The organism is Parafannyhessea umbonata (assembly GCF_900105025.1).
Classification (GTDB): domain Bacteria; phylum Actinomycetota; class Coriobacteriia; order Coriobacteriales; family Atopobiaceae; genus Parafannyhessea; species Parafannyhessea umbonata.
Window position 1 is genome coordinate 227,948 of the sequence record NZ_LT629759.1, and the last position, 15,433, is coordinate 243,380.

15 protein-coding genes are annotated in these 15,433 nt (G+C 67.1%); 8 read left to right on the plus strand and 7 right to left on the minus strand.

All coding sequences use genetic code 11. The annotated features are described in order from the left end of the window. From BLT96_RS01145 to BLT96_RS01170, 6 genes are all read left to right on the plus strand, one after another. On the plus strand, nucleotides 1–1,338 hold the full coding sequence (locus tag BLT96_RS01145; RefSeq protein WP_090861257.1) for an acetyl-CoA carboxylase biotin carboxylase subunit: 1,338 nt from the start codon (nucleotides 1–3) through the stop codon (nucleotides 1,336–1,338). Continuing rightward, nucleotides 1,331–3,067 carry an acetyl-CoA carboxylase, carboxyltransferase subunit beta gene (accD, locus tag BLT96_RS01150; protein WP_090861258.1) on the plus strand — a complete coding sequence of 579 codons (1,737 nt, stop codon included), beginning with the start codon at nucleotides 1,331–1,333 and terminating at the stop codon, nucleotides 3,065–3,067. The genes BLT96_RS01145 and accD overlap by 8 nt, the downstream gene beginning before the upstream one ends. Beyond that, nucleotides 3,064–3,969 carry a DegV family protein gene (locus BLT96_RS01155; protein WP_090861259.1) on the plus strand — a complete coding sequence of 302 codons (906 nt, stop codon included), beginning with the start codon at nucleotides 3,064–3,066 and terminating at the stop codon, nucleotides 3,967–3,969. The genes accD and BLT96_RS01155 overlap by 4 nt, the downstream gene beginning before the upstream one ends. 105 nt (nucleotides 3,970–4,074) lie before the next feature. After that, a complete protein-coding gene (locus BLT96_RS01160; RefSeq protein ID WP_090861260.1) occupies nucleotides 4,075–4,695 on the plus strand; it encodes a biotin transporter BioY in 621 nt (206 codons plus the stop codon). Between the two features lie 126 nt (nucleotides 4,696–4,821). After that, complete coding sequence (locus BLT96_RS01165) at nucleotides 4,822–5,148, plus strand: ribbon-helix-helix domain-containing protein (RefSeq protein WP_157692089.1); 327 nt, start codon at nucleotides 4,822–4,824, stop codon at nucleotides 5,146–5,148. Further along, entirely contained in the window at nucleotides 5,145–5,591 is a 447-nt protein-coding gene (locus BLT96_RS01170; RefSeq protein ID WP_197674374.1) for a type II toxin-antitoxin system VapC family toxin, read from the plus strand. The genes BLT96_RS01165 and BLT96_RS01170 overlap by 4 nt, the downstream gene beginning before the upstream one ends. Here the strand turns inward: BLT96_RS01170 and BLT96_RS01175 are convergent. From BLT96_RS01175 to fumC, 6 genes are all read right to left on the minus strand, one after another. Continuing rightward, nucleotides 5,588–6,766, minus strand: coding sequence for a cation diffusion facilitator family transporter (locus tag BLT96_RS01175; RefSeq protein WP_090861262.1), 1,179 nt, complete (start codon nucleotides 6,764–6,766; stop codon nucleotides 5,588–5,590). The two genes, BLT96_RS01170 and BLT96_RS01175, sit on opposite strands and share 4 nt — an antisense overlap. Then, complete coding sequence (locus BLT96_RS01180; RefSeq protein WP_090861263.1) at nucleotides 6,763–8,184, minus strand: GH25 family lysozyme; 1,422 nt, start codon at nucleotides 8,182–8,184, stop codon at nucleotides 6,763–6,765. The genes BLT96_RS01175 and BLT96_RS01180 overlap by 4 nt, the downstream gene beginning before the upstream one ends. Nucleotides 8,185–8,566: 382 nt before the next feature. Then, nucleotides 8,567–9,031: a PIN domain-containing protein gene (locus BLT96_RS01185; protein WP_090861264.1), complete on the minus strand. Its 465-nt coding sequence runs from the start codon at nucleotides 9,029–9,031 to the stop codon at nucleotides 8,567–8,569. Then, entirely contained in the window at nucleotides 9,018–9,326 is a 309-nt protein-coding gene (locus BLT96_RS01190) for a hypothetical protein (protein WP_090844818.1), read from the minus strand. The genes BLT96_RS01185 and BLT96_RS01190 overlap by 14 nt, the downstream gene beginning before the upstream one ends. Nucleotides 9,327–9,545: 219 nt before the next feature. Then, a complete protein-coding gene (locus BLT96_RS01195; protein ID WP_090861265.1) occupies nucleotides 9,546–10,700 on the minus strand; it encodes an NAD(P)-dependent malic enzyme in 1,155 nt (384 codons plus the stop codon). A gap of 3 nt (nucleotides 10,701–10,703) precedes the next feature. Next, nucleotides 10,704–12,131, minus strand: a complete 1,428-nt coding sequence (fumC, locus tag BLT96_RS01200; protein ID WP_090861266.1) for a class II fumarate hydratase — start codon at nucleotides 12,129–12,131, stop codon at nucleotides 10,704–10,706. A 383-nt stretch (nucleotides 12,132–12,514) separates the two neighbouring features. On the opposite strand from fumC, the gene BLT96_RS01205 reads away from it, so the two are divergent. Beyond that, on the plus strand, nucleotides 12,515–13,240 hold the full coding sequence (locus BLT96_RS01205; RefSeq protein ID WP_090845045.1) for a B3/B4 domain-containing protein: 726 nt from the start codon (nucleotides 12,515–12,517) through the stop codon (nucleotides 13,238–13,240). A 54-nt stretch (nucleotides 13,241–13,294) separates the two neighbouring features. Here the strand turns inward: BLT96_RS01205 and BLT96_RS01210 are convergent, their stop codons facing one another. Beyond that, complete coding sequence (locus tag BLT96_RS01210) at nucleotides 13,295–13,792, minus strand: GAF domain-containing protein (RefSeq protein WP_090861267.1); 498 nt, start codon at nucleotides 13,790–13,792, stop codon at nucleotides 13,295–13,297. Between the two features lie 220 nt (nucleotides 13,793–14,012). On the opposite strand from BLT96_RS01210, the gene asnS reads away from it, so the two are divergent. Next, a complete protein-coding gene (gene asnS / locus BLT96_RS01215) occupies nucleotides 14,013–15,416 on the plus strand; it encodes an asparagine--tRNA ligase (protein ID WP_090844821.1) in 1,404 nt (467 codons plus the stop codon). Nucleotides 15,417–15,433 lie beyond the last annotated feature (17 nt).

Here is a 15,433-nt window from a genome sequence, read left to right on the forward strand (position 1 = left end):
ATGTTCCAGAAGGTCCTCATCGCGAACAGGGGAGAGGTCGCCGTCCGCATCATCCGCGCCTGCAAGGAGATGGGCGTCAGGACCGTGGCGGTGTACTCCACGGCGGACGAGGAGTCGCTGCACGCGACGCTCGCGGACGAGGCGTATTGCATAGGCGGCCCGCGCGCGAGCGAGTCCTACCTCAACATCGACGCGATCCTGACGGTCGCCATCGCCTCCGGGGCCTCCGCCGTGCACCCGGGTTACGGCTTCCTTTCCGAGAACGTGGAGTTTGCCCGCGAGTGCCGCGAGCACGGGCTGGTGTTCATTGGGCCCAGCCCCGAGGTGATGCAGCGCATGGGCGACAAGGACGAGGCGCGCCGGACCGCGCGCGCGGCGGGCGTGCCCATTGTGCCGGGCTGCGACCTTCTGGACTCGCCCGAGCAGGCAGAGGATCAGGCGCGAAAGATCGGCTGCCCCGTGCTGGTGAAGGCGCGCGCCGGCGGCGGTGGTCGCGGCATCCGCAAGGTGGAGCGGCCCGAGGACGCCGCGGTCGCGTTCGAGAGCGCGAGCGCGGAGGCGAAGGCGGCGTTTGGCGACGGCGCATGCTACATGGAGAAGTTCGTGAGCCCGGCGCACCACGTGGAGGTGCAGGTCATAGGCGACCGCTTTGGCCACGTGATGTCGCTTGGCGAGCGCGAGTGCTCCGTGCAGCGCAAGAACCAGAAGCTTATGGAGGAGAGCCCGAGCCCGTGCCCGGCGCTCACGGACGACGTGCGCCTGCGCATGGAGAAGTGCGCGCGCGACCTGGCGCGCTCCGTGGGCTACGAGGGCCTGGGCACCATCGAGTTCCTGCTGGACGACGCCGGGAGCTTCTACTTCATGGAGATGAACACCCGCCTGCAGGTGGAGCACCCCGTGACGGAGTTCGTGACCGGCCACGACCTCGTGAAGTGGCAGCTGCGCGTCGCCGCGGGCATGCCGCTGCCGGACGGCGTGGACGCGGCGCCCGTGAGCGGACACGCCATCGAGTGCCGCATCAACGCGGAGACGCCGGACTTCAGGCCGTCATGCGGCACCATTACGATGCTGCACGTGCCCAACGGCCCGTGGGTCCGCTTCGACTCCGCGCTGTACGTGGGCTCGCTCGTCTCGCCGTTCTACGACTCCATGCTCGGCAAGCTCGTCGTGTACAGCCCCACGCGCGAGGAGGCCATCCGCAAGATGCGCTCCGCCCTGGGCGAGCTGGTGGTGGACGGCGTGGAGTGCAACGCCGACCTGCAGCTGGACGTGCTCGCGAACGACGAGTTCCTGAGCGGGAACTACCATACGAACCTGATGGAGCACCTGTATGAGTAGACGCAACGACAAGAGCGTGAACGAGCTCGAGGGACCGGTGACCGAGGTCCCCGTGGACGTGCCCGAGCGCATGGTCTTGGTGCGCTGCCCGCACTGCCGCCACGTGGTCGAGGCGGACGCCCTTGCGAAGAACCTGGACGTGTGCCCGCGCTGCGGCCACCACCTGCGGCTTTCCGCGCGCGAGCGCATCGCCCTCACCGTGGACGACGGCAGCTTCGCAGAGTGGGACGCCGACGTCGCCCCGCGCGACGTGCTGTCGTTTCCGGACTACCGCCAGAAGCTGGCCGCGGCGCACGCGAAGTCGCACGAGCGCGAGGCCGTGGTCACGGGCGAGGCAACGATCGGCGGCGAGCCGTGCGCCCTCTTCGTGATGGACTCCTCGTTCATGATGGGCTCCATGGGAAGCGCCGTGGGCGAGAAGATCTGCCGCTGCTTCGAGCGGGCCACCCAGAGGCGCCTGCCCGTGGTGGGGTTCACCGTCTCCGGCGGGGCGCGCATGCAGGAGGGCGTGACGTCGCTCATGCAGATGGCGAAGGTGACGTGTGCCGTGCGGCGCCACGGCGACGCCGGCCTTCTGTACCTGGTGGTCCTGACGGACCCAACCACCGGTGGCGTCACGGCGAGCTTCGCCATGGACGCGGACGTCTGCCTTGCGGAGCCGGACGCCCTCGTGGCGTTCGCGGGCCCGCGCGTGGTGGAGCAGACCACGCACAAGCGTCTGCCCGCCGGCTTCCAGCGCGCGGAGTTCATACTGGAGCATGGCTTCGCGGACATGGTGGTCGAGCGCAAGGACCTGCCTTCCACCATAGCCTACCTGCTGTTCCTGCATGACCGCACCGCATGGGGCGACCCTGCGCGCGCCGTGCCGCACTGCCGCGCGGCGTTTCCGGAGCAGCCGCGCTGGCCGCGACCGCACCACGAGCAGAGGGCGCTCGACCCCGAGCGCGCCACCCCGTACGACCTGGTGCGCCGCGTGCGCGACACAAGCCGCGCCAGCGTGCCAACCGTGGCGGAGCAGGCGTTCGAGGGGCTGGTCGAGCTCCACGGGGACCGTGAGTTTGGCGACGACCCCGCCATCGTGGGCGGCATCGCGCTTCTGCGCGGGCGCCCCGTGACCGTCATCTGCACGGACCGTGGCCGCAACACGAAGGAGCGCGTCGCGCGCAACTTTGGCTCGCCGAAGCCGGAGGGCTACCGCAAGGCGCTGCGCCTCATGCGACAGGCCCAGAAGTTCGGTCGGCCCGTCGTGACGCTCGTGGACACGTCCGGCGCCTACCCCGGCATGGAGGCGGAGGAGCGCGGCCAGGGCGCGGCCATCGCGGACGACATTATGGCGATGAGCGGGCTTGCCGTGCCGGAGGTCGCCGTGATCATGGGCGAGGGCGGCTCCGGTGGAGCGCTCGCGCTTGCTACGGCGGACCGGGTGCTCATGCTGTCCGACGCCGTGTACAGCGTCGTGAGTCCGGAGAGTTGCGCCACCATCCTGTGGAAGTCGCAGAAGCGCGCCGCGGAGGCCGCGGACGCCCTGGGCATCACGGCAAAGGCGCTCATGCGCCTGGGCATCGTGGACGGGGAGGTCGACGCGGAGGGGCTCGGCACGTCCGAGTTCGCGTGGAGGCTCGCGGGCAGGATTCACGACGAGCTCGCGGAGCTCGGCGCGATGGGGACGGACGACCTTCTCGCCGAGCGATACGAGAGGTTCCGGAAGATCGGGAGGTACGACGCATGAGCGAGGGAGCGAACGGTCGGCCGGAGGGCGGCGGCGCGACGCGGCCCGTCACCATCGTGTGCGACAGCTCCGCGTGCCTTTCGCGCGCAGAGGCGGCCGCGCTGGGCTGCGACATCGTCCCCATGCACTACCTGGTGGACGGCGTTCGCCGCGACGAGACGTACGAGGGCGAGAACGGCGCGTACGACGCGCTGTTGCGTGGCGGCACGGTGCTGGGGACGGAGGCCGTGTACCACTCCGCGTTCTACGGCGAGTTCCGGCGCCTGCTGGCGTGCGGCTCGGACGTGCTGTGCGTCACGATGTCGTCCAGGCTCTCTGGCACGCATCGCAGCGCCGTGGAGGCGCGAGACCAGCTGGTGGGCGAGGGAGCGGACCCCGCCCGCGTGGCCATAGTGGACTCGTGGACGACGTCGGGCGGGCTCGAGCTCCTGGTGCGCCGCGCGCGACGCGAGCTTTCCGCCGGCGCGACGCTGCCCGAGGCCGTGGCGCGCCTGGAACGTGCGCGGGCGCTGCAGGGAATCGCTTTCACGGTCCCGAAGATGGACGTGCTGCGCCGTTCCGGCCGGCTGGGCGCCATGCGCCGCGCCGTCGCGGGAAAGCTGGACCGCTTCCTGGTGATGGAGCTGGACCGTGGCGGCATCCGCGACGTGGACGTGGCGCACGGCATGGGCGCCACCGTCCGCCTGCTGGTGCGGCAGGTGCCCCAGGCCGCGCGCGACGGGCGCATCGTGGTGGCGCACTACGGGGAATCGGACGCGACGCGCGCGCTTGCGGATTGCGCGCGCCGCACGATGCCCGCCGCGCAGGTCGAGGTGTGCGACGCCGGCCCCGTGGTGTCGCTGCACCTGGGCGTGGGCTCCGTCAGCATCGCGTGGGACGTGCCGCGCGACGCGGAGCGATAGGCGCAAACCAGCCGCACGAGGCGGGTGGAAGGCGCGTGCAAGAAGAGCGGGAGAGAAGGGCGGGCGCCCGCCGTTGGCGGCGTCCCGTGGAAGAGAGGTGCAGGCATGGTCGAGAACGGTGTGGTTTCGAACGGTGGACAGCGCACTCACGTGGTCGCGGCGCGCGTGCTGCGCGGCGAGGGTGCGGCAGCGGGCGTGCTTCGCGTGGCGCTGGGCACGCTGGCGCTGTGCGCGAGCGCCCGCGTGGAGGTGCCGCTGACGCCGGTGCCCTTCACGCTGCAGGTGCTGGCGCTCTGCCTGGTGGTGCTGGCGATGCGTCCGCGCGAGGCCGTGTCGAGCGCCGCGTCCTACGTGCTCGTGGGCTCGCTCGGCGCACCGGTGTTCTCTGGCGGCATGGGTGGCGTTGCGCGCATCGCCGGCCCCACCGGAGGCTTCATCCTGGGCTTTGTCGCTGCGGCCGCGGTGGGCACGCTTGTGCTCAGGGGCGCTTCTTGCCTGCGCGTGCCGTATGTCGTGCGCGCGATGCTTGCGCTCGCGACCACGATCGCCGTCGTGTACACATGTGGCTGGGCGCAGCTCATGGTAGTGGCGCACCTTGCGCCCGCGGCCGCGTTTGCGGCGGGCGTCGCGCCGTTCGTGGCGCTCGACCTGATGAAGGCCGGCATAGCCACGAGCCTTGCCGCTGCCGGACGCATGGCGCGTGGCGGTGACGCTGTCCGGGCCTAGCAGGGCCGCGGAGTCGCTTGCAGAACCTCTTGCGAAGGCGCCCGAAAACGGTGCTTGACGGCGCGTAGTCACGCGGTGCATAATGCATGCATATTGCATGAGCATCGAGCCCAGGTGGTGATTGCCGTGGCGACGCTTCAGGTACGCGACCTTCCCCAGGATCTGTACGAGGGGCTCTCCCTTGCGGCCAAGAGCCAGCACCGCAGCCTTGCGCAGCAGACCGCGCACATAATCCAACTCTATCTACAGGGTGCGCCGGAAGGTGTCGATGGCACCGGCCGGCGCGTTCCCGCATGGATGGACTGGGTGGGGGAGGACCCTGCCGTGGTTGCGCAGCGGCGCGAGCGCCGTCGGCGCGCGTTTGCAGAGGCGGACACTCTGGGTCCAGTCAACGTGCCGGATGGGTTTCCCTCTGCGGAGGAGCTGGTCCGGGCGGACCGTGATGCCAGGTGATCGTGCTGGACAGCTCTGCCGCGATAGAGATCGCGCTCGACACCGTGGAAGGCCGCGCGCTGCGCGGGCTCTGGTACGTGGACGAACGCGTGGTGAGCGTGCCGCTCTTTCAATCCGAGGTGACGAACGCCTTCTGGAAGTACGTGCGGGCAGGGGTCATGCGGCGGGAGGAGGCCACAAGGCGGCTCTCCATCGCACTGTCGCTCGTGGACGAGTATGCAGACGCGCTCGACCTTGCATCGGAGGTGCTCGCGGAAGCAGTGCGACTGGAACATCCTGCCTACGACATCACGTATCTGGTGCTTGCCCGCAGGTCAGGTGGCACGCTCTTCTCGTGCGACAAGAAGCTTGTGAAGCTGTGCGAGGAGAACGGTGTCGACTGCATCCACACTGAAGACGTGCCTGTGACGGTGCCAAGGGGGCGTCATGGGGTTTGCGGCTAGACGCCGGTGGATACGTAGCTCGAGTCCACGGTCACGTGGCAGACGGCGTCAGCGCAACGCCTGTGCAGGATCTTGCAGATGCGCGCGCTCAGCTCCTCGTCGGTCATGGGCAGGTCGTGCGGGCGCACGCAGTCCAGCGACACGTGCAGGGTGCCGTCCTGGCGCGTCGTGCGCACGTCGTGCACGGTCAGGCGTCCGTCGATGGTCTTCACCTGGTCTGATACCCAGTGGCGCAGGTCGTGGTCCTCGGGGTCGAACGTGACGATGGGGTCGTAGTGCAGCACGAGGGGCAGGTCCTCCTCGTCCTCGAAGTAGTGCTCGATGGAGTCCAGCACCTCGTGGCTGCGGATGGGGTCGATCTCGGCCGCCATCTCGACGTGGGCGCTCGCGAACTTGCGGCCGGGGCCGTAGTCATGCACCATCAGGTCGTGCGTGCCCAGCACGCCGGGGTAGCTCATGATCGTGTCGTGGATGTGGCTCACGAGCTGTGGATCGGGTGCCTGTCCAAGCAGGGGGTCCAGCGTGTCGCGCACCAGCTCGAAGCCGCTCCACATGATGAACGCGCCCACGGCAAGGCCGGCAAGGCCGTCCAGGTCGATCCCGGCGATCTTGCCAACGACGCCGGCGGCCAGCACCGCGGACGTCGCGAGCACGTCGTTCTTGGAGTCCTGGGACGTGGCCTCCAGCGTGACGGAGTCGATCCGCCTCGCAAGGGCGTGGTTGAAGCGGGCCATCCACGCCTTCACGCCGATGGAGAGCAGCAGCGCTACCACCACCGCGGGCGAGAAGTCCGTGGGCTCCGGGTGCGCGATCTTCTGGATCGAGGCCTTTGCCAGATCGAGGCCCACCGCCACGATGATGAACGCGACGACGACCCCCGCCATGTACTCGATGCGGCCGTGTCCGTAGGGGTGGCCCTTGTCCGCCGGGCGGCTCGCGAGCTTGAAGCCTATGAGGCTCACGATGTTGCTCGAGGCGTCCGTCAGGTTGTTCACGGCATCTGCCACGACGGAGACGGACCCCGCCGCCAGGCCCACGAGACCCTTCGTCGTGCACAGGAGGATGTTGCACACGATGCACACGATGCTCGCGAGCGTGCCGTGAGCGCCCCTCACGTCGGGGCGGTCCGTCTGGTCCGCGTCGTGGATGAACCTATGTACCAGCCACTCTGTCATTGTGCCTTGCTCTTCTCGGCTCTTTGCACCTTTTCCAGCGCCCCGGTGAGGTCGATGTCCAGGTCGACGTCGCCGTCGATGCCGTCCACCTTTCCGGAGTCCGTGTACTGCCAGATGCCGTAGCGCAGCGCCATCGTGGGCGCCTTCCCGTACTCCGCGTACCAGAAGCCGTAGCGCGAAAGCGCGGCGAGGTCGTAGTGCGCCAGGTCCGCGCGGCTGCCATAGACGCACGCGTAGTAGCCGTTCTTCTGCATCTCTTTGCAGAATGCCTTCGCGATGGCGGTCATCTGGTCGTTCGTCAGGCTCGACACGCGGTCGTCGCCGCTGGTGGAAGGCTCCATGTCGAACACGACGGGGTACTCGGTGGCATAGCCGTCCAGCTGCCTTACCACGTAGCGGGCCTCGTCGCGCGCCTCCTCTGCCGTTATGGCCTGCGAGAAGAAGTACACGCCCACGTCCAGCCCGTTCTTGCGCGCGCCATCGAAGTTCTGCTCAAAGCGCCTGTCGTGCGTGATGTTGCCCTCGACGCTGCCGCGGTAGCCAATGCGAATGTACGCGAAGTCGATGCCGTCCGCCGCGACCTTGGACCAGTCGATCTTGCCGTTGTGCTCGGACACGTCGATGCCGGTGCGCGAGACCACGGTCCCGCCCATCTTGTAGCTGATGCGCCCGCGCTTGGTGGTGGCGTTGTCCCAGTCGTACGTGGTGGTGAAGATCTTCGCGCTGTCGTCGATGGCGGTGGACCTTCCGCCTTTCATCACGACCTTGCCGCCGGCCTCCTGCGTCTGGGCCGGCTGCCGCAGCGCGCGCATGATGCTGGTGCCCGCAAGCACGCCGACGCTTGCCACCAGGAGCACCGCCACGATGGCGATGAGCGGCTTGAACGGAAACGGCGGCCTGGTGGAGCCCAGGTCGCGAATCTTGCGAAGCCGGCTTTCCTGCCGGCGGCGGCTCGTCTGGCTGCGCGCGCCGAGGCTGGTCTGTCCGTACTCCTCGCGCCGCAGCTCGAGGCCGGTATCCTTCGGGCGGAGCATCTTGCGCGGCTGGCGCGCGTCATGGCCGCGACCGTCGCGGGAGCGCACCTCGCGCCCACGGTCCGCCCTGGTGCCGCGCACTTCTCGCGAACGCGCGGTGTCATGCGGCGCGCGGGAGCCCGTGCCCCTGTGGCTTGCGCGGGACGTGCCGTACCTGGCGGCATGCGACGTGCCCATGGAGCTTCCGAGGCTGCTGCGCGAGCTGCCCCTGCTTCCGCGAGAAGCGCGTGGCGTGCCGGTCGCGCGCGACGTGCCGGTCCGGGGCGTGCCGTGGGCCGCGGCGCCGCCCGAGCGCTCGCTGCCACGACGAGAAGGCACGTGGCCCTGGGCCCTCTGCCCCTTGGGGCGCGACTGCCTCTTGCTGGGCCTTCGCTTTTCTGCCAACGCGTCGCACCTCCCTGGGGTCGCCCGTCCGTCATGTCGCTAGTCGTCCCATTGTCGCACCCCGAGCGTCCCGGTGCGAGTGCGACCGGATGCAATGGCACAACATCATCAGAGGGCCAAGGGGGTGCCGGTGTGGGGGTGCCGGTGTGGGGGTGCTGGTGCGGGGGTGCTGGTGCGGGGGAGCGCCGCCTGCACGCACCGGCGGTGAGCGGGCGGCGGTCACGCAAGGTTGCTACGGGTGTGTGACGCGGGCGCCCGGGCTCGCGCGGTGTCCGTTTGGCGTAGCTAGCATCCCTCGCGCATCCCTCGCGCGTAGTTAGCGCATCTTGGCAAAAATGCCGCGGGGAGAAGAGCTCGTCCTTCTCCCCGCGGGTGGATGAAGTTAAACGAAGTTGCGACAGTGATTGAAGTTGATGCATTCAGGATTGATGTTTGATGCCGCTGCGTGTAGCTTACTGTCCATCGTCAGGAGAATGGTTGTGCCGTCGACGAGCGAGAGCAAAGAGCAGTCGGCGATACCAAGGTAGCTATATTGGGGCAGCTCGGCGACCTCCTTGCTAGGGACGTACTTCTCCACTCGAACGGATTCACCGTTTTGCACAAACTCCTTTAGCCAGCGCTTCTCACCTTCGTCTGAAGTATCGGAAAGTAGGTCAGAACACTCGGTAATTACGTTGGGGGTTACGACTGCCTGACGGAATCCCGATATTACGCTCACGGCAAGATCGTAATCCTCAGGAACGTATTCCTTGACGCGGCGCTTCCGCCCAAGGGCGCCTTTGTCTACTGATCCGACGGCCAGCAGGACAAGGATGTTTGCATCGAGGGCAATCCTAGTTGCCGCCATACGCAAGCACCTTGCCCGTCTTATCGTCGATGGTGACAGTCTTGATCGTGCGGTTGTCCTTCAGAGGTACAGTGGCGATTCCGGCAAGGGGGGAATGGGCCTGGTCCCATGGTCTCGAGAAGCCCACCTCGATTCTCCAGGTATCGTCCTCCTCGTTGAATCGCGTTCCCTCGACGGCGAAGCGGATGTCACGTAGCAGCTTCGTATCTGTATCGGCATCGGGATACTCATTCGTCATGCCTTCCAAGCTCGAAACGTAGTTCGCGGCAATCTTCACGGCCTGCTTCACGTCCATTTCCAGCCATCCCTTCAGTCGAGAGTTGAATGTCTGACTAGTATACGGCGAAGGGGGTGGTGGATTGAAAACATATAGTTTGGAAAAGAATCCAGCGCGAGTCCATTTGCGCAGAATAATGCAAGAAAATGCCGCGGGGAGAAGAACTCGTCCTTCTCCCCGCGGCGTTGCCTTTGATGCATGTGAGTGCGGACCGCTGCCCGCTCTGCCGTCCTCGCGCTACCTCTTCACGCGGTCCGCGACGGCCTTCTCGACGACGTCGGCCACGGTCTTGTCGAGGGCGGACGGGATGATGAAGTCCGGGGAGAGCTTGTCCTCCGGTACCAGGCTCGCGATGGCCTCGGCGGCCGCGATCTCCATCTCCTCCGTGATCTGCGGGGCGCGCGCCGCGAGGGCGCCCTTGAAGATGCCCGGGAAGACCAGCACGTTGTTGATCTGGTTGGGGAAGTCGGAGCGGCCCGTGGCCACGACCTTCGCGCCGCCGGCCTTCGCCTCGTCCGGCATGATCTCCGGCGTGGGGTTGGCCATCGCGAACACGATGCCGTCCCTCATGGTGCTCACCATCTGCGGCGTCACCAGGCCCGGCTTGCTCACGCCCAGGAAGGCGTCCGCGCCAACCAGCACGTCGGCCAAAGATCCCGCCTCGTGGTCCTTGTTCGTGATCTTGGCAACGCGCTCCTTGTACGGGTTCAGGCCGTCGCGTCCCTCGTAGATGGCGCCCTTGCGGTCGCACAGGATCACGTTGCCAAAGCCCATGTGGGTGAGGAGCGTCGCGATGGCAAGGCCGGCTGCGCCCGCGCCGCTCATCACGATCTTGAGCTCGCCCATCTTCTTGCCGGTCACCTTCACGGCGTTCAGCAGGCCCGCGGCCGTCACGATGGCGGTGCCGTGCTGGTCGTCGTGGAACACGGGGACGTCGCACAGCTCCTTCAGGCGGTCCTCGACCTCAAAGCACTGCGGAGCCGCGATGTCCTCCAGATTGATGCCGCCAAAGCTCTTGCTGATGAGCTGCACGGTGCGCACGAGCTCGTCCGTGTCGTGCGTGTCAACGCAGATGGGGAAGGCATCCACGTCGCCAAACTCCTTGAAGAGCAGGCACTTGCCCTCCATCACGGGCATGCCGGCGGCGGCGCCGATGTCGCCCAGGCCCAGGACGGCCGTGCTGTTGGTGATGACGGCCACCAGGTGCGAGCGACGCGTCAGCTCCCAGGACTTGCTGTAGTCCGCCTGTATCTGCCGGCACGGCTCTGCGACGCCGGGCGTGTACAGCAGCGCGAGGTCCTCGTTCGTCTCGGCCTTTGCGCGAGAAACGACCTCGATCTTGCCCTGGAGCTCCTCGTGGAGCCTCAGGCTCTTTGCGCTTGTCTCGTCCATCCTCTAGACCATCTCCTCCGGTTTGAAAACCTCGTCGAACTTCTCTTCCGTCAGATACCCAAGGGAGACGCACGCCTCGCGGAGGCTCGTCCCCTCGTCAAACGCCTTGTGTGCAACCTTCGCCGCGCGCTCGTAGCCAATGTAGGGGTTCAGGCACGTCACCAGCATGAGCGAGTTGTGCAGGTTGTGGGCCATGCGCTCGCGGTTTGCCGTGATGCCCGCGGCGCAGCGCTCGTCAAACGAGCGGATCGCGTCGGACAGCAGCCGCACGCTCTGCAGGTAGTTGTACGCGATGACCGGCATGAACACGTTGAGCTCGAAGTTGCCCTGGCTCGCGGCGAAGCCTATGGCCGCGTCGTTTCCCATCACCTGCACGGCCACCATCGTGACGGCCTCGCACTGCGTGGGGTTCACCTTGCCGGGCATGATGGAGCTGCCCGGCTCGTTGGCGGGAATCGTTATCTCGCCCAGGCCCAGGCGCGGCCCGCTTGCCAGCCACCGCACGTCGTTCGCGATCTTCATCATGTTCGCGGCAAGCGCCTTTATGGCGCCGTGCGAGAAGACCATGGCGTCCTTGCTGGTGAGCGCATGGAACTTGTTGGCCTCGGTCTTAAAGTCCTCGCCGGTGAGCGCGCTGACGCGCTCTGCCACCAGCACGTCGAAGCCGGCGGGGGCGTTGAGCCCCGTGCCGACGGCCGTGCCGCCCAGCGCCAGGCGCCGGAGCATCGGAAGGCTTGCCTCGAGCTGCTCGCGCGAGGCCAGAAGCATGCCGCGCCAGCCAGAAATCTCCTGGCTAAAGGCTATGGGCACCGCGTCCTGCAGGTGGGTGCGGCCGCTCTTCACCACGCCGGCGTTCTTGCGCTCCAGGCGCTCGAACGTGGCTGCAAGCTGGTCAATCGTGGGCAACAGCTCGCGCGTGACGGCCAGCACGGCCGCGATGTGCATGGCCGTGGGGAACGTGTCGTTCGAGGACTGCGAGCGGTTGACGGAGTCGTTGGGGTGCACGGGCCTCTCGAGCGCGACGCCCTCTGCCTTGGCGATCTGGTTCGCGCGATTGGCAAGGACCTCGTTCACGTTCATGTTCGACTGCGTGCCGGAGCCCGTCTGCCACACCTTGAGCGGGAACTGCTCGTCGTGCTCGCCGGTAAGGACCTCGTCCGCCGCGCGCTCGATGAGGTTCGCGGCATTGGGGTCTAGCACGCCGAGCTGGGCGTTTGCCTGTGCGGCAGCCTTCTTGAGGATGGCAAAGGCGCGCACGATGCCCTGGGGCATGGTCTCCGTCCCGATGGGGAAGTTCTGGTAGGAGCGCTGCGTCTGCGCGCCCCAGAGTGCCGTGGCGGGAACCCTGACCTGGCCCATGGAGTCATGCTCCATGCGATAGGCGCCCGCCTGGCCCGCGTTCTGGTCCGTGCATGTGGAGCCGTCTGCCATGTGCACCTCCGACTTGCGTCTGCCTTGCTCCCGCGTTGTGCGCGACCCCGGCGGGGAGCGCGGGGCCGATCATGGAGCGCGACCACCATTCTACTTTCTCTCCCCTCACGCCCGCGCCGCCGTAGCGAAGATTTTATGCAGCGAATCGTCTCGACCCGCGAAAACTATGCCCGCGCCGCATGCCGCATAGCGCCGCCAAGCTGGGACGCCGCGTTCCTCTCGCCTGCGGAATATGCATTTTCGAATGCATGAAAAAGCAAAAGTATTTGAGAAGAACTGATAAAAGCAACGTATCTTGCACTTCAGTATGCCAACCTGTGGTAAGAATATAAGCAGAGAGAAACACGATCCGCGGGGTGGGCCCGCGGGCGATGGGAGGCGTCATGGGCAAGAGGTTTGTGGTCGAGGACTCGTTCTGGCAAGTGTTCCCCGACGTGGAGATCGGCGTGCTGTGCGTGGACGGCGTGAGGCCGACCGACCAGATCGGCGAGGAGGAGGCCAAGGCCGCGGCCAAGTTCCTGGATCGCGCGAACGCGAGCGCGGAGGAGTGGCTGACGAGCTCGACCATCAGCCAGAACGAGGTCGTTGCCGTGTGGCGCGACGCGTACCGCAAGTTCAAGACGAAGAAGGGCGCGCGCTGCTCTGTCGAGAACCTGCTGAAGCGCGTTCTGAAGGACAACCCCGTGGGCCACATCGTCCCGAGCGTGGACGTGAGCAACGCGATATCGCTCAAGTACGCCCTGCCCATCGGCGCGGAGAACATCGACGCCATCGAGGGCACGTTCCGCCTTGCCATGACGGACGGCGGCGACTACTTCCTGCCCATCGGCGAGGACCAGAGCGACCCCACGCTGCCCGGCGAGATCGCCTACCTGGACGACGCGGGCGCGGTGTGCCGCTGCTGGAACTGGCGCGACGGCCAGCGCACGGAGGTGAGCGACGCGACGCCGCACTGCATGTTCATCATGGAGAACGTGATGCCCGAGCGCTCCGCGGACCTTCACGCAGCCATCGACGAGCTTGCCGAGAAGTGCGAGCAGCTTCTGGGCGCGACGGTCACGAACAAGGACTTCGTCACGAGGGAGCACCCGGAGACCGAGCTGGTGTAGTCCATGCGGGAGGGCGGCGCCGTCGCGATCTGCCGGCGCCGCCAGCCGTGCCCGCTACGCCAGCCCGCCAAAGTCGCAGCAGCGCTCGAGTGCGGCGACCACGGTCTCCATCCCGCGCGCGTCCGCCTCGCCAAACCTACCCACCAGCGGGGAGTCCACGTCCAGCACGCCCACGACGCGGCCGCCGGCGTGGATCGGCACCACCACCTCGGAGTTCGACGCGCTGTCGCACGCGATGTGCCCCGCAAACTCGTGCACGTCGCGCACCAGCTGCGTCGAGTCCGTCGCCACGGCCGTCCCGCACACGCCGCGCCCCACGGCGATGCGCACGCACGCGACCTTACCCTGGAACGGCCCCAGCACCAGCTCGCGCGCGGCGCCGTCCGCGCCGTCGGGGCGCATCAGGTAGAACCCCGCCCAGTTCAGGTCTCCCACGCCATCCATCACTAGCGCGGACGCGTTCGCCAAAAGTGGCACCCAACGTGCGTCCTCCTCGGCCAGAGCCTCGATCTGCGCCGCAATCAGTCCGTAGTCCGCAAGCCCCTTCGCCATGTCCGCCTCCAAGTCGCGATGTCGCCCGTGCAAACCACACCAGCGTAGCAAGGAGCCGCCCACTGCGCGCGGCACGCGCACCCGTTTTGCGATATGGTTACGTGGTTGGACAGCATGCGCGCCAGGGCCCCAGAGCAGGCCCGCGGCAGGGCCGCGCCGGGCGAGAAGAGCCTGGCTCCCGCCCGAAGGCGCGCCCTTGGACAAAAGGGGGATCCCGCAGATGGACCGCACCAGGATCGCGCAGCTCTATGCGCACATGGACGAGTTTGGGGACAAGACGGTCACCGTGGCCGGCTGGGTCCGCTCGATCCGCGACATGAAGAACTTCGGCTTCGTCGTGCTGAACGACGGCAGCTGCTTCAAGGACCTGCAGGTCGTCATGAACCGCGAGAAGCTCGCCAACTACGAGGAGGTCGCAGCCCTCACCGTTGGCTCCGCCCTCATCATCACCGGCGAGCTCGCGCTCACGCCGGACCGCCCGCAGCCGTTCGAGCTCCAGGCCAAGACCATCGTGGTTGAGGGCGCGGCGCAGCCGGACTACCCCATGCAGAAGAAGCGCCAGACCCGCGAGTTCCTGCGCACCCAGCAGCACCTGCGCAGCCGCACCAACCTGTTCCGCGCGGTGTTCCGCGTGCGCAGCGTCGCGGCGTTCGCCATCCACCGCTTCTTCCAGGAGCGCGGCTTCGTCTACGTCAACACGCCCATCATCACCGCGTCAGACGCCGAGGGCGCCGGAGAGATGTTCCGCGTCACCACGATAGACCCGGCCAACCCGCCGCTCACCCAGGACGGCAAGGTCGACTACGGCCAGGACTTCTTCGGCAAGCAGACCAATCTCACCGTCTCCGGCCAGCTCCAGGCAGAGAACTTCGCCATGAGCTTCGGCGACGTCTACACGTTCGGCCCCACGTTCCGCGCGGAGAACTCCAACACCCGTCGCCACGCGGCGGAGTTCTGGATGGTCGAGCCCGAGATGGCGTTCTGCGACCTCGAGGGCGAGATGGACGTGTCCGAGCAGATGCTGAAGTACGTCATCAACTACGTGATGGAGCACTGCCCGGACGAGCTCGACATGTTCAACAAGTTCGTGGACAAGGGCCTGAAGGAGCGCCTGCAGCACGTTGCCACCAGCGACTTCGCGCGCGTGTCCTACACGGATGCCGTCAAGATCCTCGAGGACGCCCAGGCTGCCGGCCACAAGTTCGAGTACCCGGTCAAGTGGGGCATCGACCTCCAGACCGAGCACGAGCGCTACCTCACGGAGCAGCACTTCAAGAAGCCAACGTTCGTCACCAACTACCCCAAGGACATCAAGGCGTTCTACATGCGCCAGAACGATGACGGCAAGACGGTCGCCGCCGCGGACTGCCTCGTCCCCGGCATCGGAGAGATCATCGGCGGCTCCCAGCGCGAGGAGCGCCTCGACGTGCTGGAGCGCCGCATCGAGGAGCTCGGCATGGATAAGGACCAGTACAAGTACTACCTTGACCTCCGCCGCTACGGCACCTGCCACCACGCAGGCTTCGGCCTGGGCTTCGAGCGCCTCGTCATGTACCTCACGGGCGTCGATAACATCCGCGACGTCCTCCCGCACCCCCGCACCGTCGGCAACGCGGACTTCTAGTTCCATCCACGCGCGAA